The organism is Salipiger marinus (genome assembly GCF_035481585.1).
In the GTDB taxonomy this organism is placed as follows: Bacteria; Pseudomonadota; Alphaproteobacteria; order Rhodobacterales; family Rhodobacteraceae; genus Salipiger; species Salipiger marinus.
Window position 1 is genome coordinate 1 of sequence record NZ_JAYKSL010000013.1, and the last position, 21,752, is coordinate 21,752.

Below are 21,752 nucleotides of genomic sequence, written 5' to 3' on the forward strand. Positions count from 1 at the left end.
ACCGGCCACGAGCTTAAGCCACGGGGTTCCCTTCCCGCTTACGAAGGGCGAGGCGTTCGCGGTCATGGTGATGGAGGAAAAGGGCTGGGGCGCCATAGATCTGGAGGATGCGCGGCAGTGGCTGGAGCGCAACGGGCAGTTCTGCCGGTGCCCGAAATGCTGCCCCCGTGATCCGCCACGCCGCGCGCCGCCTCCGGCGCAGCTCGCACTGTTCTGATCGTGTTGACCCCGCGCCCGACCCGGCGCGGGGTTCTTTTTTTGTGCCTGCGCCCTACCTCCGGCGCATGACCCGCTGGACCTATCGCCCCTGCATCATCGCTGGCACGTCACGCCCGAACGATTTCGTGGTGAAGCGCGACGGGCGCGACGTGGGCCGGGTGATGGAGCAACGTCTCGGAATGAGCGCTGGCGGGGATCTGGTCTGGTGGTGGGGCACATGGACCTATCCGTCAGTGCATGGTTACGAGCCGACGCTGGAGGAGGCGCTGGAGCGGGTCAGGCAGGGGGCTACGGACGATCTGCCGGAGACGGATGTGGATCGGCGACGATGACAGGCGAGAGATGCGTTTGCACGGGCTACAGTCATTTTCAGCGTAGAAGGTAAGCACCTGAAAGCTACTTAATATTTAGAATAGACGTTATCTCTAGATCTATTCTCGATAACAACTCTCGACGGTAAGCGAGTAAGCGGGCTTTTATTTGAATCAGCGAGTCTCTGCGATCGGCATCTGATCTCAAATTATTGAGCGCAAGATCAAATTTTTGCAGAACGCTGTCCTGAAGTTCCTCAAAGCCTAAGCTCCAGTCTGATCGCTGTGCAAAGGCGCTAGCTTCCGCATCCCCAAGTTTATGTTCTAGGGAGGCAATCGCAGAAATTGCTTGGCTGAAAAGAGTTTTAATTTCATCTTGGAGCTGGTCGATTTCCTTCCCGCTAATGGAAATCGCCTGAGATCTAACTGAGATGACTTCTAATTCATCCAAAGACTTCCTGATCGGATCTTTCACAGCCGCTTTAAATTCCTCAAGTCGCACATTTTCTAGGCGAATCTTAGATGTCGCTCGCTTTAGCTGGCGCCGATTGTACTCATTCCAAACTAATGACAAAATTGAGATGGCTAAAGCCAGCCACAAACGAAAATCGTCTCCCCAGACGTAGCTGGTCTTTACAAGTTCAGAAGGCAATTCAGCATTATTCATCTAGTGATCAAAGGCAGCGCCGCTTCTACGCGTCAAGCTTCGATCGACGCTTCTTAAGATTTGCTCAACCACAAACGGATGTGCAACAAAGTGGTAATGATCGAGAAATTTTTCCTTTGATCCCAGTCTGCGAACACTTTTTGCGAACATCCCTTGAAAAAATGAAGTCGCAATCGCTTCAATATTGTCAGGAACTAAAACACTTACACTGCCGCCACAGTCATCTAAATCGTCAAGCTTAAAGCGACGCCGAGCTTCCAAGCCGCGTTCATGACCAGAAATACTCCTGACCCGCACGTCCGTAAGTTCACCAAGGTTGATCTGCATCACTGTTTCAAGCATCATTGAATATTCTACTGAGGTAGCTGGGATCTAAGCAGAACCCAATGCTGATTACGGTCCCAGGAAACGAGGCGCTTAGGTCAAAAACATGGTTTTCGTCAGGACGGACCTTAGCAGAGTTTTCCTTATTAAACCATTGAACCCGCGGACTGTGCACCTCGCCGGGTACTTCCTTGCCAGAAATGTATGATCCGAACAAGCGAATACAAGAGCGTCCTGAGATGATGGTTACTCGGGGTAGTAGCGCAGGATCATCGGTCTGGCCCAAGCCGTCCACAAAATCTAGTATGTCCATGAGACCATAGCCACCACGGCTTTCCTCCTCCGCTTCGGACACGCAGGTCACGGTATCTTGAAGTGCACATACGGTTCGAAGGGTTTCGTCAGACTGACGAGCGCCGTCGCGACGTGCGGCCTTGACATACTCGTCTATCTTCTCAAGTTGATTCGGGTGGGCGCGCGAAAGGCTCTCACTAAAAGTGTTTCCGACAGATATTATTCCAATGCTTGCTCTGTATTTCCATTCACCTTCTAGGTCTGAACTGTCTCGGGTAAGAAATCCAGAGACCGACCAAGCCCCGTCCCGACGCGCTCCATCAGAATGTCGTTCAGCATTTTCTAATACTTCTCCAAGAAGGTTCATCAGCTTAGCTGCACCGGAATCGGACAGCTCTAGGCTGATGTCCGGTTGACCCAGCCAATCATTCATAGCTGTGCAGAAGCGAGTGGTTGCCGTGTCCCTTGTTGGAACATCCACAAAACGCGTGCGAGAGACGGTTGACCCAGGTCTCCTGCGGCGGGTTAAGGGAAACGCCCAAACATCGTCAAAATCTGAAACGCCCCCTAGGCCAATTCCCATTGCTTGGCTCACACCGGTAGCGGCTAAAACCTTTTGCATCGGGAAATCCATTTCCCCACCCTCAAAAATTGGAACCATATCTGACCAGAATTCCATAAGCGTCATAAAAGGCGCCACATCAAGGCAATTTTTGTCTTTAAAATTCAGGCGAGCTGATAGGGCATGCGCTTCTGCTATAGCAATTTCTTTTATTGAAGTTAGCGTTTCTTCTGGATGATCTAGGAAGCTAAAATTAGATAAATTTATACCGACGGTCTCTTGCTGGCGGTCTCTTTCTGCAAGTTTCTTCCAAGTATTTGGTAGAGATCGCTGCGGGTGTAGCCCATCCAACACTAGCGACGGTCGCATGCTTCGAGATAGAAGAAGATAATCGTGAGTACCAATCTTGGCTCTATTTGGATTGTATACTCTATTCTTCCGAACTACGTTTTCTATAGCCCTTTTGGTGCCCTGCCTGGTCTTTGATTTTTGTCCACGCACATTCCACGCTTTGATGAGTGCACGTCTTTTTCTTCTAGCAGCTCCATCGATACGTGAGGGAAGACTCTTCCTTCGCGAACCAAATAGGTTTCTAATTATGAAACTTGGAGTCAAGGTAATCAACGTATCACCGATAGGGCTGTAACTTGAAAATTGGTGTTGGTGATAGAGCTTTCTTAGGGGGCACGCAACGCTAGATTGTGGCCTGGTCACCCCTTCGCCAGCCACAGGATCAGCCAGAGCGGTCAGCTGAGGCCCGCCGCGAGCCCGATGACGAAATAGACGATGGCCAAGAAGCCGGTCAGCGCCGCGATCAAATCACCCATGACTTGACCCTCCGCAGAATCCGCGCGCAGGCCCGCCGCGAAGCGTGGTCCACATTGCTTGTAAGCCATTGATTCATATTGGACCACGCGACCCGTTTTGTGGTCCACGTGGCCATTGATTTTACTGGATTTTTTGCGATTTCTGGTAGGCCCGGAGGGACTCGAACCCCCAACCAAGGCGTTATGAGCGCCCTGCTCTAACCGATTGAGCTACAGGCCCACCTTGGGGTTCACTACCATTCCCGGCGCGCGGGTCAAGACGGGCGGCACGGCGGAGGGCGGGTCAGGAGGGGGATGGACGCTTTTCTTCGCGCACGGCTTGCGCTAAAGCCGCGCGAAACTGGCCTGGAGGGCGGCATGACCGACAGCAAGAACGGCATCACCTATGCGGATGCGGGGGTGGATATCGACGCGGGCAATGCGCTGGTAGAGCGGATCAAGCCTGCCGCCAAGCGCACCAACCGTCCCGGCACCATGTCGGGGCTGGGCGGCTTCGGCGCGCTCTTCGACCTGAAGGCGGCGGGTTACAGCGATCCGGTGCTGGTGGCGGCCACGGACGGCGTGGGCACCAAGCTGCGCATCGCCATCGACACCGGGCATCTGGACGGGGTGGGCATCGATCTGGTGGCCATGTGCGTCAACGATCTGGTCTGTCAGGGCGCGGAGCCGCTGTTCTTTCTGGATTACTTCGCCACCGGCAAGCTCGACACCGACAGCGCCGCGCGGGTGATCGAGGGCATCGCCGAAGGCTGCGTGCGGTCGGGCTGCGCGCTGATCGGCGGCGAGACGGCAGAGATGCCGGGCATGTATCCGGCGGGGGATTTCGACCTTGCGGGGTTTGCCGTGGGCGCGATGGAGCGCGGGCAGGATCTGCCGCGCGAGGTCAGCGCGGGCGACGTGCTGCTCGGGCTTGGTTCTGACGGGGTGCATTCCAACGGCTACAGCCTCGTGCGCAAGCTTGTGGAGATCTCGGGGCTGGGCTGGGAGGCGGACTGCCCCTGGACCGAAGGCAGCCTTGGCGAGGTGCTGCTGACGCCGACGCGGCTTTACGTCAAGCCGGCGCTGGCGGCGGTGCGGGCAGGGGGCGTGCATGCGCTGGCGCATATCACCGGCGGCGGCCTGACCGAAAACCTGCCGCGCGTGCTGCCCGAAGGCTGCGGCGCCACGATCGATCTGCACAGCTGGGCGCTGCCCGGCGTGTTCGGCTGGATGGCACAGACCGGCGGCATGCAAGCGGCGGAAATGCTCAAGACCTTCAACTGCGGCATCGGCATGGTGCTGGTGGTGGCGGCGGACCGTGCCCCCGCGCTGGCCGATCTGCTGCGCGCCGAAGGCGAGACGGTGGTGACGCTTGGCACCGTGACCGAAGGGCAGGGCATCCGCTACGAGGGCCAGCTGGGGTGAAGCGCGTCGCGATCTTCATCTCGGGCGGCGGGTCGAACATGCTCCGTCTGGTCGACAGCATGACCGGCGATCACCCGGCCCGGCCCGTGCTGGTGCTATCGAACCGCGCCGATGCGGGCGGGATTGCCGCTGCCGCCGCGCGCGGCATCGCCACGGCGGTGGTGGATCACCGGCCCTTCAAGGGTGACCGGGCCGGGTTCGAGGCAGCGCTTCAGGCCGAGCTTGACCGCGCCGCGCCCGACATCCTGTGCCTTGCCGGGTTCATGCGGGTGCTGACGGCGGGGTTCGTGATGCCATGGGCGGGGCGGATGCTGAACATCCATCCGTCGCTTCTGCCGAAATATCGCGGGCTCGACACCCATGCCCGGGCGCTGGCGGCAGGGGATGCCGAACATGGCTGCACCGTGCATGAGGTGACGCCGGAACTGGACGAGGGCCCAATCCTTGGGCAGGCGCGGGTGGCGGTGGCACAGGACGACACGCCCGACACGCTGGCGGCGCGCGTGCTGGCGATGGAGCATCAGCTTTATCCCGCCGTGCTGCGCCGCTTTGCCCAAGGCGACCGCAGCCCGCTGCTGCTGCCCTGACCGCAGCCTGCAGCGTTTCTGCCCATTCCGCCACAGGTCGCGGCTGCCGCGCGCGGAGGTCTTTGATCTTGCGCGCCTGCGGGTGTAGGAGGCGCGAACAGTTATGTCACGCAAGATGGCCGGAGCCCGCATGAAGACAATCACCTCGACGGAAGATCTGGCAGAGTTCTGCACGCGGGCGGCCTCCGCCCCTTATGTGACCGTGGACACCGAGTTCCTGCGCGAACGCACCTATTATTCCAAGCTCTGCCTTGTGCAGCTGGCCATTCCGGGCAGCGCCGAAGAGGATGCGGTGCTGGTCGATCCGCTGGACACCGGCCTGTCGCTGGAGCCGCTGCTGGAGCTGTTCCGCAACACCGACGTGATCAAGGTCTTTCACGCCGCGCGGCAGGATCTGGAGATTTTCTACATCGATCACGGCGTGATCCCGGAGCCGCTGTTCGACACGCAGGTCGCGGCCATGGTCTGCGGCTTTGGCGAACAGGTGGGCTACGAGACGCTGGTCAAGCGCATCGCCAAGCAGCAGCTCGACAAGTCCTCGCGCTTCACCGACTGGTCGCGCCGCCCGCTGACCGATGCCCAGAAGAAATACGCGCTGGCCGATGTGACCCATCTGCGGGTGATCTACGAGTTTCTGGCCGACAAGCTGGCCGAGACCGGGCGCGCCCGCTGGGTGACCGAAGAACTTGCGGTGCTGACCGATCCGGAGACCTACATCACCCGCCCCGACGAGGCGTGGCAGAAGATCCGCACCCGGTCCTCCAGCCCGCGCTTTCTGGCGCTGGTGCGGGCGCTGGCCGCCTTCCGCGAGGATTATGCGCAGTCGCGCAACATCCCGCGCACCCGGGTCTACAAGGATGACGCGCTGGTGGAACTGGCCTCGACCAAGCCCGCGACGCTGGACGATCTGGGCCGGTCGCGCCTGCTGCTGCGCGAGGCCCGCAAGGGTCCGATCGCCGAGGGCATCCTTGCAGCGGTGCAGGCGGGGCTCGACTGCCCCAAGGAGCAGCTGCCGCAGGCCGAGGACGAGCGCGACCAGCTGCAGGTGAACCCCGCGCTGGCCGATCTGCTGCGGGTGCTGCTGAAGGCCAAGACCGAAAGCTCGGGCGTGGCCTCGCGGCTGATCGCGCCTGCGGCGGAGCTTGACGCCATCGCCGCCGGTCAGCGCGACGTGAAGGCGCTGCAGGGCTGGCGGCACGAGGTGTTCGGCGCCGATGCGCTGCGGCTCTGCGAGGGGCGCATCGCGCTGGCGGCCAAGGGCAAGACCGTGGCGGTGATCGAGATCTGAGCCGCTTGGCGGGGGCGGAGGAGGGGGCTGTCTCCCTCCTCCGCCATGGGGAAGCGTCCGTCAGGGGCGGACGCCCTGCGCGAGGGTCGGACGAAGCAAGATGGGGGCTCTGCCCCCGTCCGCTGACGCGGACTCCCCCGGGATATTTCTGGCCAATGGAAACCGGAACGTGCCGCAGAGCCCTTGCGGCGCGCGCAGGGGTCAGGAGCCGCGCGCGCTTTCGGATCCGGCGCGGCGCGCCGTGCGCGAGGGCCTCTAGCGGCGGGTTTCCAGCGCGTTGCTGCGGCCTGCGACGCGGATCGCGCCGACGCTGGCCAGTTCCTGATCGGTGAGCCAGACGGCGGCGGTGACCATGCGGGCGCGCGTGCCGGTGCTGCGCGGACCTGCCTGCTGCAGCGCGGCCAGCGTATAGGCCAGCGTGCCGGTGCCGCGCGCGGTCTCGTCCTCGACCAGCCGCACGTCGAAGGGGCCCACGCGGTCGGCCACGCCGGTGACGCGCAGGATGGCGCCGCCGGGACGGCGTTCCAGCAGCACTTCGCTGATCTGCTCCACGGGGCGGCCCGCATAGTCGGGCGCCTCGCGGGTCAGCAGGCTGACGCGGCTGCGTTCGGGGATCAGGGGATTGGCGCTGCCGGTTTCGGCCCCGGCAGAGCGCACGGGGCCGCTGCCGCCGCCGAACCAGTTGAACGGATTGACGCGCGAGTCGCGCACGCTGGCGCAGCCCGCAAGCAGTCCCGCAGAGATCACCAGCACCGTGAAGGGTTTGAACATGCGATTTGGTCCCGTCTTGTCGCCTCCGGGACTAGCCTGTTTTGCCGAAGTTGAAAAGCATCCTTCGCGGGCACTGGACCTTTGGGCGGGCGCCGCCTACCTCTGGGGCCGGAACAGGAGGGCGCATGGCACAGGCTGGCTTCGAGCAACTGGTGGGGGATTTCGAGTTCCTTGAGGACTGGGAAGACCGCTACCGCATGGTCATCGAGATGGGCCGCGACATGGCCGCACTGCCCGAGGCGCTGAAGGTGCCTGCCACCAAGGTGGAAGGCTGCGCCAGTCAGGTCTGGCTGCATGTGACATGGGACGGCCCGCGGCTGCGCTTTCAGGGCGAGAGCGACGCGATGATCGTGCGCGGGCTGATCGCGGTGCTGCACCGGCTTTATGACGGGTTGTCGGCCCAGGAGGTTCTGGCCACCGATGCCCGCGCCGAACTGGGGCGGCTGGGGCTCAACGAGCATCTTTCGGCGCAGCGATCGAACGGTCTGCGCGCCATGGTAGAGCGGATCCGGGCCGAGGCCGACGCGGCCTGAGCCGCCGCAGGGCGGGAACGGCGGCGCTGCAGGCTATACATCCGGGCGCACCTGTCATAGAACGCCTTTCGAATGGAACGACCTGAACGGGCAGCATGACCATGTCTGACGATTTTGAACTCGACACCGAAGACCTCACGCGCCGCATGGATGGCGCCATGGCGAATCTGCGCACGGAATTTGCCTCGCTGCGCACCGGGCGCGCCTCGGCCTCCATGCTGGAGCCGGTGATGGTGGATGCCTATGGCTCGCCCACGCCGATCAACCAGGTGGGTACGGTCAACGTGCCCGAGTCGCGGATGGTCACGATCAACGTCTGGGACAAGGGCCTTGTCGGCAAGGTCGAGAAAGCGATCCGCGAGTCGGGGCTGGGCATCAACCCGCAGCTTAACGGCACCATCATCATGCTGCCGATCCCCGAGTTGAACGAGGAACGCCGCCGGGATCTGACCAAGGTGGCGGGCCAGTATGCCGAGCATTGCCGCGTGGCGATCCGCAACCTGCGCCGCGACGGTATGGACCAGATCAAGAAGGCCAAGGCCGACGGGCTGTCGGAAGACGACCAGAAGTTCTGGGAATCCGAAGTTCAGGCGATGACCGACAGCTACATCAAGAAGATCGATGCCGCGCTGGAGACCAAGCAAGAAGAGATCATGCAGGTCTGATCGGGCTTGAGCCTGACAGGAGGAGGGGGCCGATGCCCAAACCCATCCGCGAGGGCACCGGCCCGCGCCATGTGGCCATCATCATGGATGGCAATGGCCGGTGGGCGCAGAGCCGGGGCCGGCCCCGGCTTTTCGGCCATCATGCAGGCGCCAAGCGCGTCCGCGAGATTGTCGAGGCCTGCCCGGATGCGGGCGTGCGCTATCTGACCATCTTCGCCTTTTCCACCGAGAACTGGAAACGCACCCAGACCGAGGTGGCGGGGCTGATGAGCCTGTTCCGCCGCTACATCACCAAGGAAGCCCGCGCGCTGATGGGCGAAAACGTCCGCGTGCGCTTCATCGGCGACCGGGTGCGGCTTGACCGCAAGCTGATCACGCTGATGGACGAGCTGGAGGTGATGACCGCGCATTGCACCGGGGTCAACCTGACCATCGCGATCAATTACGGTGGCCGCGACGAGGTGGCGCGCGCCACGCGGCGGCTGGCGCAGGACGTGGCCGAAGGCCGCCTGCGCCCCGAGGAGATCGACGTGGAGACGCTGCCGAAGTACCTCGACACCTGCGTGCTGCCCGATCCCGATCTGGTGATCCGCACTAGTGGCGAGGCGCGCATCTCCAACTTCCTGCTTTGGCAGTCCGCCTATGCGGAATATGAATTTGTCGACACGCTCTGGCCGGATTTCACCGCCGAGGAATTTGCCGGTCTGGTCGGCGCCTATGGCAAGCGCGAGCGGCGCTTCGGCGGTGTGATCGCATGAGCACGCAGCGCTGGACCGATCTGGGGCCCCGGATGCTGTCGGCCTCGGTGCTGATCGTGATCAGCCTGATCGCGGTCTGGCTGGGCGGCATCTGGTGGCGCGGGCTGATCTCGCTGTTCTGCGGGGTGATGGTCTGGGAACTGGTCAACATGGTGGACACCAACCGCCGCCGCTCCGCCCGGATTCTGGCGCTGGTGGCGGGGGGCTGCGCGCTGGCCTCGATCCAGCTGCCCGCGCCGCTGGAACTGTTCGCGCTGCCGCTGCTGCTGCTGCCCTCCATGGCCGGATTCGGCCAGATGGAGCGGGGCGGCGTGACCTATGCCGTCTTTACCGCGATGATCCTGCTGGCGGGGTATGGCATCATGGCGCTGCGGGCCGAATTCGGGCTGGTCTGGATGCTGTGGCTGACCTCTGTCGTCGTCATCACCGATGTGGCGGGCTATTTCGTCGGGCGGGCCATCGGCGGGCCGAAGCTCTGGCCGCGGGTCAGCCCGAAAAAGACATGGTCCGGCGCCGTGGCGGGCTGGGTTGGTGCGGCACTGGTTGGGATCGCCTTCATGAACGTGTCGCAGGTCGGCATTGGCCTTGTGGGCGTGTCCATCGCCATTTCCATGGCAAGCCAGATCGGTGACATGGCCGAAAGCACCGTCAAGCGCCGCGCCGGGGTCAAGGACAGTTCCAACCTGCTGCCGGGCCATGGCGGGCTGCTGGACCGCTTTGACGGGATGCTGGGGGCGGCGCTGTTCCTGCTGATCGCCGGGCAGATCGTGGACTTCCCGCCGGGGTTGCAATGAGGCGCGTTTCCGTTCTGGGGGCCACCGGATCCATTGGACAGAACACGCTGGACCTGATCGCCCGCGCGCCCGAGGCCTATCAGGTCGTGGCGCTGACCGGTGGCAGGAACGTCGCGCAAATGGCTGAAGATGCACTGAAATTCCGCGCAGAACTGGCTGTGGTCGCCGATCCCGCGCTGCTGCCCGATCTGCGTGACCGGCTGGCGGGCAGCGGCATCGCCGCCGCCGCTGGCGCAGAGGCGCTGGAAGAGGCGGCGCTGCGGCCCGCCGACTGGGTCATGTCGGCCATCGTCGGCGCGGCGGGGCTGGCGCCCGGTCTGCGCGCGCTGGAACAGGGGGCCACGCTGGCGCTGGCCAACAAGGAAAGCATGGTCTGCGCCGGGCCTCTGGTGCTGGCCACTGCCGCGGCCCATGGCGGGCGGGTGCTGCCGGTGGACAGCGAACATTCGGCGGTGTTTCAGGCGCTGATCGGCGAAGACATCGCCTGCGTCGAACGGGTGATCCTGACCGCCAGCGGCGGCGCCTTCCGTGACTGGCCCGCCGAGGATCTGGCCCACGCCACGCCGGAACAGGCCGCAACCCATCCCAACTGGGCCATGGGGCAGCGCATCACGATCGATTCCGCGTCCATGTTCAACAAGGCGCTGGAAGTCATCGAAACCAAAGAGTTTTTTGACCTGCGCCCCGATCAGATCGATGTGGTGGTGCATCCTGAAAGCCTGATCCACGCGCTGGTGGGGTTCTGCGACGGCGCGCTGATGGCGCATATGGGCGCGCCGGACATGCGCCATGCCATCGGCTTTGCGCTGAACCATCCCGGGCGCGCGCCGCTGCCGGTAGAACGGCTTGATCTCGCCAAGCTGGCGCAGCTGACCTTCCGCCCCGCCTGCGAGACGCGCTGGCCCGCGCTGCGGCTGGCGCGCGAGGTGATGGCTGCGGGCGGGCTTGCGGGGGCGGTGTTCAACGCCGCCAAGGAGCGCGCGCTGGATGCCTTCATCGCGCGGCAGATCGGGTTTCTGCAGATGGCGGAGGTGGTGGAACAGGTGCTGGACCGCGCCACGGGCGAGCCCGGGCTGCTGCAGGCCGGGATCACCCTTGATAACGTCCGTCAGGCCGACCATTTCGCGCGTAGATCCGCCGACGAGATCATGACACCAACCTGAGAGGCAGAGCACTTGGACATCCCCCAGTTGATCCCGCAATTCGGGGGCGTCCTCTGGACGCTTCTGGCCTTTGTCATTGCCCTGTCGGTGATCGTGGCGATCCATGAATATGGCCATTACATCGTGGGCCGCTGGTCCGGCATCGATGCCGAGGTGTTTTCGCTGGGGTTCGGGCCGGTGCTGCTGTCGCGGGTGGACCGGCGCGGCACGCGCTGGCAGCTCGCCGCGCTGCCTTTTGGCGGCTATGTGAAATTCAAGGGCGATGCCAATGCCTCTGGCGGGGCGGATGGCGAAACGCTGTCGCAGATGACCCCGGCAGAACTGCGCCGCACCATGAACGGTGCGCCGCTTTGGGCGCGCTCCGCCACGGTTGCGGCGGGGCCGGTGTTCAACTTCGCGCTGACCATCCTGCTGTTCACCGGGCTCTTCATGTTCCGCGGCGTCATCGCCGAGCCGCTGACGGTGGGCGACCTGCGGCCAATGCCTTCGGTGCAGGAACTGCAGCAGGGTGACGTGATCCTTGAAATCGAGGGCGCAGCGCCGCCCGCCTTCGAGGATGCGGCAGGCTTTGACGCCTTCCTGAAGGCGCTGCCGATGCAGGCGACGCTGGACTATACCGTGTCCCGCGACGGTCGCGAAGAGGTGGTGGCGGGCCCCTATGTCTATCCGCCGCTTGCGACCTCCATCGCGCCGCGCTCTGCCGCCAGCGCCGCCGGGGTGGAGCCGGGCGACGTGATCACCGGCATCGACGGCGTGCCGATCTTTGCCTTCGAACAGCTGCGCCAGCGGGTCGAAGGCTCCAATGGCGAAACGCTGGGACTGGAGGTCTGGCGCGACGGGCAGGTGCTGGATCTGGCGCTGACCCCCAAACGCACCGACGAGCCGCTGCCCGAAGGCGGCTTCCGCACCGTCTATCGCATCGGCATCGTCGGCGGGCTGTTCTTCGAGCCTGCCACCGAAACCACCGGGCCGCTGACGGCGGCAGGGGCAGCGGTGTCGCGCACATGGGAAATCGCGCAGGGCTCGCTGTCGGGACTCTGGCACATGGTGGCGGGCAATATTTCTTCGTGCAACCTGTCGGGGCCGATCGGCATCGCGGAAACCTCGGGCGCCATGGCCTCGCAGGGCGGGCAAAGCTTCCTGACCTTCATCGCGGTGCTGTCGACGGCGGTGGGGCTTCTGAACCTGTTCCCGGTGCCGGTGCTGGATGGCGGGCATCTGGTGTTCTTCGGCTACGAGGCGGTCACCGGCAAGCCGCCCTCGGACAAGGCGCTGCGGATTCTCATGTCGGTCGGGCTGGCGCTGATCCTGTCGCTGATGGTCTTTGCGCTGACAAACGACCTGTTCTGCCCCTGATCGTTGCGCGGGCGGGGACAACCGCCAAGGAAACCCCGCCCCGCAGCCCAATTTCGGCCATATTCCCAGACTATTGCACGGGAAACGCAACCGGAGTCCGGGTGATCCCATGCAGACGCTCAAGCACGGCTATCAGGGCCTCAGCCTTCTTTTTACGATCAACTGGGACAGGCTGCTGTTCCCGCTGACCATTCTGGCGGCGCTGTATCTGGGCGCCTTTCTGGGCTCGCTCTGACCGGGGACCGGATCCGGTTTTGACAAGTCCAGCCGTTCCCGGTAGTCACTCCTAAAACGTGGCGGAGTGGATACTGGCATGGGCAAATTGCTCACGGGGGTCACCCCCCCTCGCAAAGGGTGCGGTTACCGGGCAGGCGTGTCTGCGGCGGCGGTTTCCATAGCACTGACAATGGCTTTTGCGGGGGTGCCGGATCGGGCCCTTGCGCAGTCCTACGCCTTTGACAGCGTGGCCATCGAAGGCAACCAGCGGATCGAGGCGGGCACAATTCTCAGCTACGCCGGGATCGCACGGGGCCAGACGGTCAGCGCTGCGGAACTGAACGACGCCTATCAGCGGCTTCTCGCCTCCGGCCTGTTCGAAACGGTGGAGATCACCCCGCAGGGGTCGCGTCTGGTGATCGAGGTGCGGGAATATCCCACCATCAACCGCATCGCCTTTGAAGGCAATGACCGCATCGATGACGAGGAACTGGCCACGATCGTGCGGGCGCAGTCCCGCCGCGTCTACAGCCCGCGTGTCGCCGAACAGGATGCGCAGGCGATCGCCGAAGCCTATGTGCAGCAGGGCCGTCTGGCAGCAAGGGTGCAGCCCAAGCTGATCCGCCGCTCCGACAACCGCGTCGATCTGGTTTACGAGATCTTCGAAGGCGGCGTGAGCGAGATCGAGCGGATCGGCTTTGTCGGCAATCAGGCCTTTTCCGACCGCCGCCTGCGCCGCGTGCTGCAGACCAAACAGGCCGGGCTGCTGCGCGCCATCATCCGCAGCGACACCTTCATCGAAGACCGCGTGGCCTTTGACCGCCAGCTTCTGCAGGATTTCTATGCCTCGCGCGGCTATGTGGATTTCCGCATCACCGGCGTGAATTCGGAATTCGCCAACGAACAGGACGGCTATTTCCTGACCTTCAACGTCGAGGAAGGCCAGCAGTTTTCCTTCGGACAGATCGATGTTGCCAGCGATCTGGCCGAGGTGGACGTGGAGTCGTTCCGTGACGTGCTGTCGCTGCGGTCGGGCCGGACCTATTCGCCTTCGGATGTCGAGGACGAGATCGCGCGGCTGGAACGTCTGGCGGTGCAGCAGGGGCTGAACTTCGTGCGGATCGATCCGCAGATCACCCGCAATGACCGCGACCTGACGCTGGACGTGACCTTCCAGCTGACCCGCGGCCCGCGCATCTTTGTCGAACGCATCGACATCGAAGGCAACACCACCACGCTCGACCGGGTGATCCGGCGGCAGTTCGACACCGCCGAAGGCGATCCGTTCAACCCCCGCGCCATCCGCGAGGCCGCCGAACGCATCCGCGCGCTTGGCTATTTCGAAAATGCCGAGGTGGAAGCCCGCGAAGGCACGACGCCGCAGCAGGTCATCGTCGACGTGAACGTGACCGAACAGCCCACCGGCTCCATCGGCTTTGGCGGCAGCTATTCGACCTCTTCGGGGTTTGGCGCCGCGATCAGCTTTGCCGAACAGAACTTCCTCGGGCGGGGGCAGCGGCTGTCCTTCGGCATCAACACCTCGGATTCGACCCAGTCCTACACGTTCAGCTTCGTGGAACCGGCGTTTCTGGGCCGTGACGTGGCGTTTGGCCTGAACCTTGCCTACAACACCACCGATTACAGCAACACGCAGTATGACACCACCGAAGGCGTGTTCCGGCCCAGCCTGACCTTCCCGGTGTCGGAACGTGCCCGGCTTGGCCTGCGCTACACCGCGCGGCTCAGCGACATTTCCGACGCCTATGATGGCGATGCGGGCAATGTCATCCGGTCCGAAGAGGATCTGGGCGAACGCATCGACAGTTCGGTGGGCTACACGCTCAGCTATGACACCCGGCGCACCGGGCTTGATCCCAATTCCGGCGTGCTGCTGGAATTCGGTCAGGATTTCGGCGGGGTCGGCGGCGACACCACCTTCATCAAGACCAACCTGCGCGCCGTGGCCCAGACCACCGTCTGGAACGAAGAAGTCACGCTGCGCGCCTCGTTCGAGGCGGGGGCGCTGAACTATTCCAGCGGCGAAAGCCGGGTCACCGACCGTTTCCTGCTGAATGACAGCACGATGCGCGGCTTTGCCTATGGTGGCATCGGCCCGCGCGAATATTCGGATGCGGCGGATGTGGACGATTCCATCGGCGGCGATTATTTCGCCGTCGCCCGGTTCGAGGCGGAATTCCCGCTGGGCCTGCCCGAAGAATACGGGCTGTCCGGCGGCGTCTTTTACGATGTGGGCTCGGTCTGGGGGCTGTCGGATTCGACCGCTGCCGCGGCGGGCAGCAACTCCATCCTTTATGAAGAGGCCAGCGCGCGCCATGTGATCGGCGTGTCGGTCTTCTGGGACTCCATCCTCGGGCCGCTGCGGCTGAACTTCTCGCAGCCGCTGAAGAAGGAAAAATACGACGAAGAGCAGAACTTCAGCCTGTCGCTGTCGAGCCAGTTCTGACATGGCGGGACGGGTCCGCGCGCTGCTGCTGGCCCTGACCTGCGTGCTGTCGGCAGGTGCCGCCAGCGCGCAGGACGCCACGCGGGCGGGCGTGGTGCAAAGCCCGATCCTGACGCTGGAGGTCGACCGGCTTTATGCGGACAGCGCCTATGGCCGCAAGGTCACCGCCGCGCTGGAGGAGCAGGGCGCCGATCTGGCAGCCGAGAACCGCCGCATCGAAAGCGATCTGACCGAAGAGGAACGCCGCCTGACCGAGCAGCGCCGCAGCCTGCCGCCTGCCGAATTCCGCGCGCTGGCCGACGATTTCGACCAGAAGGTGCAGGCGCTGCGCCGCGAACAGGATGCCAAGGCGCGCATGCTGGGGGATCTGTCCGACAACCGGCGGCGGCAGTTTCTGGCCGAGGCGGAGCCGGTGCTGGCCGAGCTGATGCGCGAGGCGGGGGCTGCGGTCATCCTCGACAAGCGGCAGGTGCTGCTGGCCGCCGAGGTCATCGACATCACCGAAACCGCCATTTCGCGGATTGATGCCGAAATCGGCGAAGGGCCGGATCTGCTGCCCGAGACGCCGCTGCCTGACCCTGCGGCGCCCGGCACCGATCCCTGAGGTGCCTTGCCCCGCCGCCCGCCGGTTGCTAGGGACGGGGCGTTGTTTTCAGAAGAAAGGCCGCCGATGACCGAGACCCTGCTGCGCGCGGATATCGACCTCATCCAGCGCATCCTGCCGCATCGCTATCCCTTCCTGCTCGTGGACCGGGTGGTGGAGATCGACGGCTTCTCCTCTGCGCTGGGGATCAAGAATGTCAGCATGAACGAACCGCATTTCCAGGGACATTTCCCCGGACGGCCGATCATGCCCGGCGTCACCATCATCGAGGCCATGGCGCAGACCGCCGCGGTCATGGTGGGGACGGCGCTGGATCTGGCGGACAAGGATCTGAAGGTCTATTTCATGGCCATCGACAGCGCCAAGTTCCGCCGCATGGTGGTGCCGGGTGACGTGCTGAAGATGCGCATCACCACCAAGCGCGGCAAGCCGGGCGCCAAGGTCTGGAAATTCTCCGGCATGGCCGAGGTCGAGGGCGAGATGGCGGCAGAGGCCGAATTCACCGCGATGATGGATCTGCCGTCTTGACCGGCACCGTGATCCATCCGTCGGCCATCGTGGAGCCGGGGGCGCAGATCGGCGAGGGGTGCCGCATCGGCCCCTTCTGCCATATCGGTCCCGAGGTGGTGCTGGCCGCGCGGGTGGAGCTTAAATCCCATGTCATCGTCACCGGCATGACCGAGATCGGCGAAGACACCGTGGTCTTTCCCTTCGCGGTGATCGGAGAGATTCCGCAGGATCTGAAATTCCGGGGCGAAAAGACCAGACTGCAGATCGGCGCCCGCAACCGCATCCGCGAACATGTGACGATGAACTGCGGCACCGAAGGGGGTGGCGGCGTCACCCGGGTCGGCGATGACGGGCTGTTCATGGCGGGCTGCCACGTGGCCCATGACGCCCAGATCGGCGACCGCGTGATCCTTGTGAACAATGTCGCCGTGGCGGGGCATTGCGTGCTGGAGGATGACGTGATCGTGGGCGGGCTGTCCGGCGTGCACCAATGGGTGCGCATCGGGCGTGGTGCCATCATCGGCGCGCTGACCATGGTCACCAATGACGTGATCCCCTACGGGCTGGTGCAGGCGCCGCGCGGCAAGCTCGACGGGCTGAACCTTGTCGGGCTGAAACGCCGGGGCGTCAGCCGCGCCGACATCACCGCGCTGCGCGCCGCCTTCCAGATGCTGGCGCAGGGCGAAGGCGCCTTTGCCGACCGGGCAAAGCGGCTGGGGGACGAAACGCAAAGCGAATATGTGCGCGAGATCGTCGAGTTCATCCTTGGCGACAGCGACCGCCACTTCCTGACCCCGGGCTAAGCCCGTGCTGGCGCTGATCGCAGGGCAGGGCGATCTGCCGCGCGCCGTGGCCAAGGCCGCGCCGGAGCCGGTGCTGGTCTGCGCGCTGGCCCATGCGCTGCCCGACCGCGTGGAGCCCGATCTGGTGTTCCGGCTGGAACGGCTGGGCGGCTTTCTGCGCGCCCTGCGCCGCCGGGGCGTGACGCGCATCTGCATGTGCGGGCGGGTGACCCGGCCTGCGCTGTCGCTGCGGGCGCTGGATCTGCCAACGCTGCGGCTGCTGCCCCGGGTGGTGCGTGCCCTGCGGCGCGGCGATGATGGCGCGCTGCGCATCGTGATCGGCATTCTTGAAGGCGCGGGGTTTCAGGTGCTGGGCGCGCATGAGGCCGCCCCCGATCTGCTGCCGCCCGCTGGCATCCTCACCGGGGCCCAGCCCGGGCCGGAGGCCGCAGCCCTTGCCCTGCTGGGCGACAGCGTCAGCGCGGCGCAGGGCCGGGCCGATCTGGGGCAGGCGGCGGTGCTGCGTGGCGGCACGGTGGCGGCGCAGGAGGATGACGCGGGCACCGATGCCATGCTGGCCCGCCTCGCACCCGGTCAGGGCGGGCAGCTCTACAAGGCGCCCAAGCCCGGACAGGACCGCCGCGCCGATCTGCCGGTGATCGGCCCCGCGACGGTGGCGGGCGCCGCCCGTGCCGGGCTTGACGGGCTGGTGATCGAGGCGGGCGGCGTCATGGTGCTGGACCGCGACCGCGTGCTGCGCGATCTGGACGCGGCGGGCATGTATCTCTGGGTGCGGGAGCGCGGCGCATGAAGGTGTTTCTGATCGCGGGCGAGCCTTCGGGCGACAAGCTGGGCGCCGCGCTGATGGCCGGGCTGACCGGGATGGTCCCCGACATCCGCTTCGACGGCATCGGCGGCGAACGCATGCTGGACGAGGGGCTCAACAGCCTGTTTCCCATGGACGAGATCAGCGTCATGGGCATCACCGAGATCCTGCGCCAGTATGGTGCGCTCAAGGCCCGCATCCGCCAGACCGCTGACGCGATCATCGCCGCGCGCCCCGATGTGCTGGTGACCATCGACCTGCCGGAATTCTGCCTGCGCGTCGCGGCGCTGGTCAAGGCGCGCTCCGACATCCGCGTGGTGCATTACGTCGCCCCCACCGTCTGGGCATGGCGTCCGGGCCGCGCCGTCAAGATGGCGCGCCATGTGGATCAGGTGCTGGCGCTGCTGCCCTTCGAGCCGCCCTATATGGAAGCGGCGGGCATGCGCTGCGATTTTGTCGGCCATCCCGTGGTGACCGACCCGCAGGCCAGCCCGCAGCAGGCGGCAGAGTTCCGGGCGCGGCACGGGCTGGGGCAGGCGCCGCTCTGCCTGATCCTGCCGGGCTCGCGCCGGTCCGAGGTGACGCGGCTGGCCCCGGTCTTTGCGCAGGTGGTGGCGCGGCTCTACGCAGCCCGCCCCGATCTGCGCTTCGTGCTGCCCGCCGCCTCGCCGGTGGCGGGGCTGGTGAGCGATCTCTGCACGGGCTGGCCCGGCGCGCCGCTGATCCTTGATCCTCGCGGCGCGGGCGAGGCGGGGCGGGCGGAGAAACGGGCAGCCTTTGCCGCCGCCGATGTGGCGCTGGCCGCGTCGGGCACCGTGTCGCTGGAACTGGCGGCTGCGGACACGCCCATGGTCATCGCCTATGACATGGGCTGGCTCTCCCGGCAGATCATCGGGCGGATGCTGCGGGTGGATACGGTGACGCTGGTCAATCTGGTGTCAGAGACGCGCAGCGTGCCGGAATTCATCGGCAAGGCCTGCCGCCCCGACCCCATCGCCACCGCCCTGCTGCAGGTGCTGGACGCGCCGGAGCCGCAGCGCGCCGCCATGGCGCTGACCATGCAAAGGCTGGGGCAGGGTGGCGCCGCCCCCGGCACCCGCGCCGCCATGGCCGTTCTGGACGGGCTCAATACCCCAAAGCCCCTGCCATAAAAAACCCCCGGAGCCGCGGCTCCGGGGGCGGATGTCCAGCCTTGAGGGCAGCGCTTACTGCCGCAGGGCGGAGCTTTCGTCAAAAGACGCGGTGAAGCCCGACAGCGACATGTCCAGCGTCACCTGCTGGTCCGGCGCCATGGCCGGAACGATGGTGATCGTGGCGCCGCGACCGGCCTTGAACCGGGCCACGTCTTCTTCGGTAAAGCCGACGCGGGCGTAACAGCCCACCTGCGTGCAGAACGAGAAATCATAGCGCTTGGGCTGACCGCCATCGACGGCGATGCTCAGCTTCTGGGTCAGCAGCGTCTCCAGCGGCACGACAAAGGTGCCGCCCGCCGTGACCTGACCGCCATTGGCAAGGCGGAAGATGCTGACCTCGGCCACGTTGCCGCCATTGCCGTCCTGCAGCAGCTGATACATCTGGCAGGGGTCTTCGGCATCGGTGCCTTCGGGCACGCGCAGGCACTGCAGCTCCCAGTCGCCATTTGTGGACTTCACATAGGTCTCGGGCTGCTGCTGGCCCGGGGCGGGCGCCGCCGCCTCGCCCTCTGCCGGCTCGCCCAGCGTCAGACCTCCACCGACGCTGGTATCAGCGGGGGACGGCGTCTGCGCGCTCTGCGCCGCCTCGGGGGGCTCGGTCTGGGTGGCTTCCTGCGCCTGCGCGGGCAGGGCAGCCAGCCCCGCCACCAGCGGCAGCAGACGAAGCAAGGTAAGAGGTCTGGTCATGGAAACTCCCTGAGCTCTGGAAACGGTCTCGGTGCCCGCTTAGCATGCGCCCCACGCAGTGTCAGGCCGGAAATTCCGGACCCGCCGCGACACCGGCGGAAAGCTGCGAAGCGCTTCAAACGAAAGAGAAAAGGGGCCTTGCGACCCCCTTTCCCTTGCTCCCTGTCGGACCGGCCGACTATGTCATTGCCGAGACGTTACGAAACCCTTTGGGAACGGTCAACAGGGTTTGCAAGTCCGCAGCTTCACTTTTGAACAAAAGACCGCGCCTTGTGAGGGGCGCGGCCAGTCAGACAGGGAGGAAGTCCGCCCGGAGCAGGAGAGGACATGTCACCCCGGGCAGATTTCACACTGGCACCAAAAGGTTAAGGATGTATGGTAGCCTGCGTGCGGTGCGGGAGGATGCCATGCGGAGCGGCGTTTTTGTAGGCGGTGGTGGCAGCGATCATGCCGAGGCGCAGCATCTGCTTTTGCGGCTGGCCAACCGGCACGGGCTGATCGCGGGCGCCACCGGCACCGGCAAGACCGTGACGCTGCAGATCCTCGCCGAAGGGTTTTCCGCCGCAGGGGTGCCGGTCTTCCTGTCGGATGTGAAGGGCGATCTGGCCGGGCTGTCGCGCCCCGGATCGCCAGAGGGCCCGCTGCACGCGGCCTTTGCCGCCCGCAGCGCAAAAATCGGGCTGCCGGATCTGCGTTATGCCGCAACTCCGGCGGTGTTCTGGGATCTCTTTGGCCGCGACGGGCATCCGGTGCGCGCGACCCTGGCCGAAATGGGGCCGCTGCTGCTGTCCCGGCTGCTTGATCTCTCCGAGGCGCAGGAGGGCGTGCTGAACATCGCCTTCCGGATCTCTGACGAACAGCGGCTGCCGCTGCTTGATCTCAAGGATCTGCAGGCGCTTCTGGTCTGGCTGGGGCAGAATGCCCGCGACCTGTCGCTGCGCTACGGCAATATCTCCGCCGCCTCGGTGGGCGCGATCCAGCGCCGCCTGCTGGTGCTGGAAAACGAGGGCGGCGCGCAGATCTTCGGCGAACCGGCGCTGGATCTCGCCGATCTGCTGCGCGTCACGCCCGAAGGTCTGGGGCAGGTCAATATCCTCGCCGCCGGGGCGCTGATGGCGGCGCCGCGGCTTTACGCGACCTTCCTGCTCTGGCTGCTCTCCGAGCTTTTCGAAACCCTGCCCGAGGTCGGCGATCCCGACCGCCCGAAACTGGTGTTCTTCTTCGACGAGGCGCATCTGCTTTTTGACGATGCACCCAAGGCGCTGATCGACAAGGTGGAACAGGTGGCCCGCCTGATCCGTTCCAAGGGCGTGGGGGTGTATTTTGTCACCCAGTCCCCTGCCGACATCCCCGAGGACATCCTTGGCCAGCTGGGCAACCGGGTGCAGCACGCGCTGCGCGCCTTCACCGCCCGCGAGGCCCGCGCGCTGCGGCAGGCGGCGGAGACCTTCCGCCCCAACCCCGCCTTCGACACCGAAACCGCGATCCGCGAGGTCGGCACCGGCGAGGCGGTCACCTCCTTCCTGCAGACAAAGGGCGAGCCGGGCATGGTGCAGCGCACCCTGATCCGCCCGCCCGCCTCGCGCCTTGGCGTGATCACCGACGCAGAGCGGGCCGAGACCATGGCCGCCTCGCCCGTCGCAGGCAAGTATGACACGCCCCTCGACCGGCCCTCGGCGCATGAACTGCTGGCCGCCCGGGCCGAGGCCGCCGCCCGCGCCGCCGACCCCGCGCCAGCCCCCGACGCCGACAGCCCCGGCAGCCGCGCCCGCCGCTACACGCCTGCAGACCGCCGCCCGGCCCGCGCCGCCACCCCCGCCACCCTGACCGAGGCGCTGGGGCAGGCCGTGCTCAAGGAGCTTTCCGGCACCACCGGCAAACGTCTGGTGCGCGGCATTCTGGGATCGCTCTTCAGGGCACGCTGACGTCCGCGCCACCGTGCCTTGC

At 65.1% G+C, this 21,752-nt stretch carries 25 protein-coding genes and 1 tRNA gene; 19 read left to right on the forward strand and 7 right to left on the reverse strand.

Going from position 1 to position 21,752, the window contains the following annotated elements:
- Positions 1–217 (forward strand): hypothetical protein (locus VK682_RS16705; RefSeq protein ID WP_324782247.1); only part of this gene is annotated, 217 nt, incomplete at its 5' end.
- A gap of 67 nt (positions 218–284) precedes the next feature.
- Positions 285–551 carry a hypothetical protein gene (locus VK682_RS16710; RefSeq protein WP_324782248.1) on the forward strand — a complete coding sequence of 89 codons (267 nt, stop codon included), beginning with the start codon at positions 285–287 and terminating at the stop codon, positions 549–551.
- Positions 552–615: 64 nt separating this feature from the next.
- On the opposite strand, the gene VK682_RS16715 is transcribed toward VK682_RS16710, so the two are convergent.
- The 5 genes from VK682_RS16715 to VK682_RS16735 all read right to left on the reverse strand — a co-directional run bounded on the left by VK682_RS16715 (position 616) and on the right by VK682_RS16735 (position 3,424).
- Complete coding sequence (locus VK682_RS16715) at positions 616–1,197, reverse strand: hypothetical protein (protein WP_324782249.1); 582 nt, start codon at positions 1,195–1,197, stop codon at positions 616–618.
- Positions 1,198–1,542 (reverse strand): hypothetical protein, encoded by a 345-nt coding sequence (locus VK682_RS16720; protein ID WP_324782250.1) that lies wholly within the window; start codon positions 1,540–1,542, stop codon positions 1,198–1,200. It abuts the gene before it with no gap.
- Positions 1,532–2,728 (reverse strand): hypothetical protein, encoded by a 1,197-nt coding sequence (locus VK682_RS16725; RefSeq protein ID WP_324782251.1) that lies wholly within the window; start codon positions 2,726–2,728, stop codon positions 1,532–1,534. Before VK682_RS16725 ends, VK682_RS16720 begins: the two co-directional genes overlap by 11 nt.
- A gap of 395 nt (positions 2,729–3,123) precedes the next feature.
- On the reverse strand, positions 3,124–3,273 hold the full coding sequence (locus tag VK682_RS16730; RefSeq protein ID WP_324782252.1) for a hypothetical protein: 150 nt from the start codon (positions 3,271–3,273) through the stop codon (positions 3,124–3,126).
- 74 nt (positions 3,274–3,347) lie between these two features.
- Positions 3,348–3,424 (reverse strand) — tRNA-Ile (locus VK682_RS16735).
- A 137-nt stretch (positions 3,425–3,561) separates the two neighbouring features.
- Between VK682_RS16735 and purM the strand changes: the two genes are divergently transcribed.
- The 3 genes from purM to rnd all read left to right on the forward strand — a co-directional run bounded on the left by purM (position 3,562) and on the right by rnd (position 6,483).
- Positions 3,562–4,608 carry a phosphoribosylformylglycinamidine cyclo-ligase gene (purM, locus tag VK682_RS16740; protein ID WP_230797028.1) on the forward strand — a complete coding sequence of 349 codons (1,047 nt, stop codon included), beginning with the start codon at positions 3,562–3,564 and terminating at the stop codon, positions 4,606–4,608.
- The gene (gene purN / locus VK682_RS16745; protein ID WP_230797029.1) at positions 4,605–5,195 is read left to right on the forward strand and encodes a phosphoribosylglycinamide formyltransferase; all 591 of its coding nucleotides are present in this window, start codon (positions 4,605–4,607) and stop codon (positions 5,193–5,195) included. Before purM ends, purN begins: the two co-directional genes overlap by 4 nt.
- 130 nt (positions 5,196–5,325) lie before the next feature.
- Positions 5,326–6,483: a ribonuclease D gene (rnd, locus tag VK682_RS16750; protein WP_230797030.1), complete on the forward strand. Its 1,158-nt coding sequence runs from the start codon at positions 5,326–5,328 to the stop codon at positions 6,481–6,483.
- Between the two features lie 255 nt (positions 6,484–6,738).
- Here rnd and VK682_RS16755 read toward each other — a convergent pair whose 3' ends face one another.
- Positions 6,739–7,254 carry a hypothetical protein gene (locus VK682_RS16755; RefSeq protein ID WP_324782253.1) on the reverse strand — a complete coding sequence of 172 codons (516 nt, stop codon included), beginning with the start codon at positions 7,252–7,254 and terminating at the stop codon, positions 6,739–6,741.
- Positions 7,255–7,379: 125 nt separating this feature from the next.
- Between VK682_RS16755 and VK682_RS16760 the strand changes: the two genes are divergently transcribed.
- From VK682_RS16760 to lpxB, 13 genes are all read left to right on the forward strand, one after another.
- On the forward strand, positions 7,380–7,787 hold the full coding sequence (locus VK682_RS16760; RefSeq protein WP_230797032.1) for a SufE family protein: 408 nt from the start codon (positions 7,380–7,382) through the stop codon (positions 7,785–7,787).
- Positions 7,788–7,888: 101 nt separating this feature from the next.
- Positions 7,889–8,452: a ribosome recycling factor gene (gene frr / locus VK682_RS16765; RefSeq protein WP_089848837.1), complete on the forward strand. Its 564-nt coding sequence runs from the start codon at positions 7,889–7,891 to the stop codon at positions 8,450–8,452.
- 32 nt (positions 8,453–8,484) lie between these two features.
- On the forward strand, positions 8,485–9,210 hold the full coding sequence (locus tag VK682_RS16770) for an undecaprenyl pyrophosphate synthase (RefSeq protein WP_089848692.1): 726 nt from the start codon (positions 8,485–8,487) through the stop codon (positions 9,208–9,210).
- Complete coding sequence (locus VK682_RS16775) at positions 9,207–10,004, forward strand: phosphatidate cytidylyltransferase (RefSeq protein ID WP_230797033.1); 798 nt, start codon at positions 9,207–9,209, stop codon at positions 10,002–10,004. Before VK682_RS16770 ends, VK682_RS16775 begins: the two co-directional genes overlap by 4 nt.
- A complete protein-coding gene (gene dxr / locus VK682_RS16780; protein WP_324782254.1) occupies positions 10,001–11,167 on the forward strand; it encodes a 1-deoxy-D-xylulose-5-phosphate reductoisomerase in 1,167 nt (388 codons plus the stop codon). Before VK682_RS16775 ends, dxr begins: the two co-directional genes overlap by 4 nt.
- A 12-nt stretch (positions 11,168–11,179) precedes the next feature.
- Positions 11,180–12,523: an RIP metalloprotease RseP gene (gene rseP / locus VK682_RS16785; RefSeq protein ID WP_230797035.1), complete on the forward strand. Its 1,344-nt coding sequence runs from the start codon at positions 11,180–11,182 to the stop codon at positions 12,521–12,523.
- A gap of 109 nt (positions 12,524–12,632) precedes the next feature.
- On the forward strand, positions 12,633–12,758 hold the full coding sequence (locus tag VK682_RS16790) for a hypothetical protein (protein ID WP_269062039.1): 126 nt from the start codon (positions 12,633–12,635) through the stop codon (positions 12,756–12,758).
- Positions 12,759–12,929: 171 nt separating this feature from the next.
- Positions 12,930–15,203, forward strand: coding sequence for an outer membrane protein assembly factor BamA (bamA, locus tag VK682_RS16795; protein ID WP_089848685.1), 2,274 nt, complete (start codon positions 12,930–12,932; stop codon positions 15,201–15,203).
- 1 nt (position 15,204) lies between these two features.
- Complete coding sequence (locus tag VK682_RS16800) at positions 15,205–15,807, forward strand: OmpH/Skp family outer membrane protein (RefSeq protein ID WP_230797036.1); 603 nt, start codon at positions 15,205–15,207, stop codon at positions 15,805–15,807.
- Positions 15,808–15,873: 66 nt separating this feature from the next.
- Entirely contained in the window at positions 15,874–16,335 is a 462-nt protein-coding gene (gene fabZ / locus VK682_RS16805) for a 3-hydroxyacyl-ACP dehydratase FabZ (RefSeq protein ID WP_089848682.1), read from the forward strand.
- Positions 16,332–17,120 carry an acyl-ACP--UDP-N-acetylglucosamine O-acyltransferase gene (lpxA, locus tag VK682_RS16810; protein WP_230797037.1) on the forward strand — a complete coding sequence of 263 codons (789 nt, stop codon included), beginning with the start codon at positions 16,332–16,334 and terminating at the stop codon, positions 17,118–17,120. The genes fabZ and lpxA overlap by 4 nt, the downstream gene beginning before the upstream one ends.
- A gap of 4 nt (positions 17,121–17,124) precedes the next feature.
- Positions 17,125–17,910: an LpxI family protein gene (locus VK682_RS16815; RefSeq protein ID WP_324782255.1), complete on the forward strand. Its 786-nt coding sequence runs from the start codon at positions 17,125–17,127 to the stop codon at positions 17,908–17,910.
- On the forward strand, positions 17,907–19,076 hold the full coding sequence (gene lpxB / locus VK682_RS16820; RefSeq protein WP_230797039.1) for a lipid-A-disaccharide synthase: 1,170 nt from the start codon (positions 17,907–17,909) through the stop codon (positions 19,074–19,076). Before VK682_RS16815 ends, lpxB begins: the two co-directional genes overlap by 4 nt.
- A gap of 54 nt (positions 19,077–19,130) precedes the next feature.
- On the opposite strand, the gene VK682_RS16825 is transcribed toward lpxB, so the two are convergent.
- Entirely contained in the window at positions 19,131–19,805 is a 675-nt protein-coding gene (locus VK682_RS16825; RefSeq protein WP_230797040.1) for an invasion associated locus B family protein, read from the reverse strand.
- A gap of 407 nt (positions 19,806–20,212) precedes the next feature.
- Between VK682_RS16825 and VK682_RS16830 the strand changes: the two genes are divergently transcribed.
- Complete coding sequence (locus VK682_RS16830; protein ID WP_230797041.1) at positions 20,213–21,730, forward strand: helicase HerA-like domain-containing protein; 1,518 nt, start codon at positions 20,213–20,215, stop codon at positions 21,728–21,730.
- Positions 21,731–21,752 lie beyond the last annotated feature (22 nt).

Excerpts from the sequence above, each read along its gene's own strand:
- VK682_RS16710 (WP_324782248.1), top strand. The coding sequence starts at position 285 with ATGACCCGCTGGACCTATCGCCCCTGCATCATCGCTGGCACGTCACGC.
- VK682_RS16715 (WP_324782249.1), bottom strand. The coding sequence starts at position 1,197 with ATGAATAATGCTGAATTGCCTTCTGAACTTGTAAAGACCAGCTACGTC.
- VK682_RS16720 (WP_324782250.1), bottom strand. The coding sequence starts at position 1,542 with ATGATGCTTGAAACAGTGATGCAGATCAACCTTGGTGAACTTACGGAC.
- VK682_RS16730 (WP_324782252.1), bottom strand. The coding sequence starts at position 3,273 with ATGGCTTACAAGCAATGTGGACCACGCTTCGCGGCGGGCCTGCGCGCG.
- purM (WP_230797028.1), top strand. The coding sequence starts at position 3,562 with ATGACCGACAGCAAGAACGGCATCACCTATGCGGATGCGGGGGTGGAT.
- rnd (WP_230797030.1), top strand. The coding sequence starts at position 5,326 with ATGAAGACAATCACCTCGACGGAAGATCTGGCAGAGTTCTGCACGCGG.
- VK682_RS16755 (WP_324782253.1), bottom strand. The coding sequence starts at position 7,254 with ATGTTCAAACCCTTCACGGTGCTGGTGATCTCTGCGGGACTGCTTGCG.
- VK682_RS16760 (WP_230797032.1), top strand. The coding sequence starts at position 7,380 with ATGGCACAGGCTGGCTTCGAGCAACTGGTGGGGGATTTCGAGTTCCTT.
- frr (WP_089848837.1), top strand. The coding sequence starts at position 7,889 with ATGTCTGACGATTTTGAACTCGACACCGAAGACCTCACGCGCCGCATG.
- VK682_RS16770 (WP_089848692.1), top strand. The coding sequence starts at position 8,485 with ATGCCCAAACCCATCCGCGAGGGCACCGGCCCGCGCCATGTGGCCATC.
- VK682_RS16775 (WP_230797033.1), top strand. The coding sequence starts at position 9,207 with ATGAGCACGCAGCGCTGGACCGATCTGGGGCCCCGGATGCTGTCGGCC.
- dxr (WP_324782254.1), top strand. The coding sequence starts at position 10,001 with ATGAGGCGCGTTTCCGTTCTGGGGGCCACCGGATCCATTGGACAGAAC.
- VK682_RS16790 (WP_269062039.1), top strand. The coding sequence starts at position 12,633 with ATGCAGACGCTCAAGCACGGCTATCAGGGCCTCAGCCTTCTTTTTACG.
- bamA (WP_089848685.1), top strand. The coding sequence starts at position 12,930 with ATGGCTTTTGCGGGGGTGCCGGATCGGGCCCTTGCGCAGTCCTACGCC.
- VK682_RS16800 (WP_230797036.1), top strand. The coding sequence starts at position 15,205 with ATGGCGGGACGGGTCCGCGCGCTGCTGCTGGCCCTGACCTGCGTGCTG.
- fabZ (WP_089848682.1), top strand. The coding sequence starts at position 15,874 with ATGACCGAGACCCTGCTGCGCGCGGATATCGACCTCATCCAGCGCATC.
- lpxB (WP_230797039.1), top strand. The coding sequence starts at position 17,907 with ATGAAGGTGTTTCTGATCGCGGGCGAGCCTTCGGGCGACAAGCTGGGC.
- VK682_RS16825 (WP_230797040.1), bottom strand. The coding sequence starts at position 19,805 with ATGACCAGACCTCTTACCTTGCTTCGTCTGCTGCCGCTGGTGGCGGGG.
- VK682_RS16830 (WP_230797041.1), top strand. The coding sequence starts at position 20,213 with ATGCGGAGCGGCGTTTTTGTAGGCGGTGGTGGCAGCGATCATGCCGAG.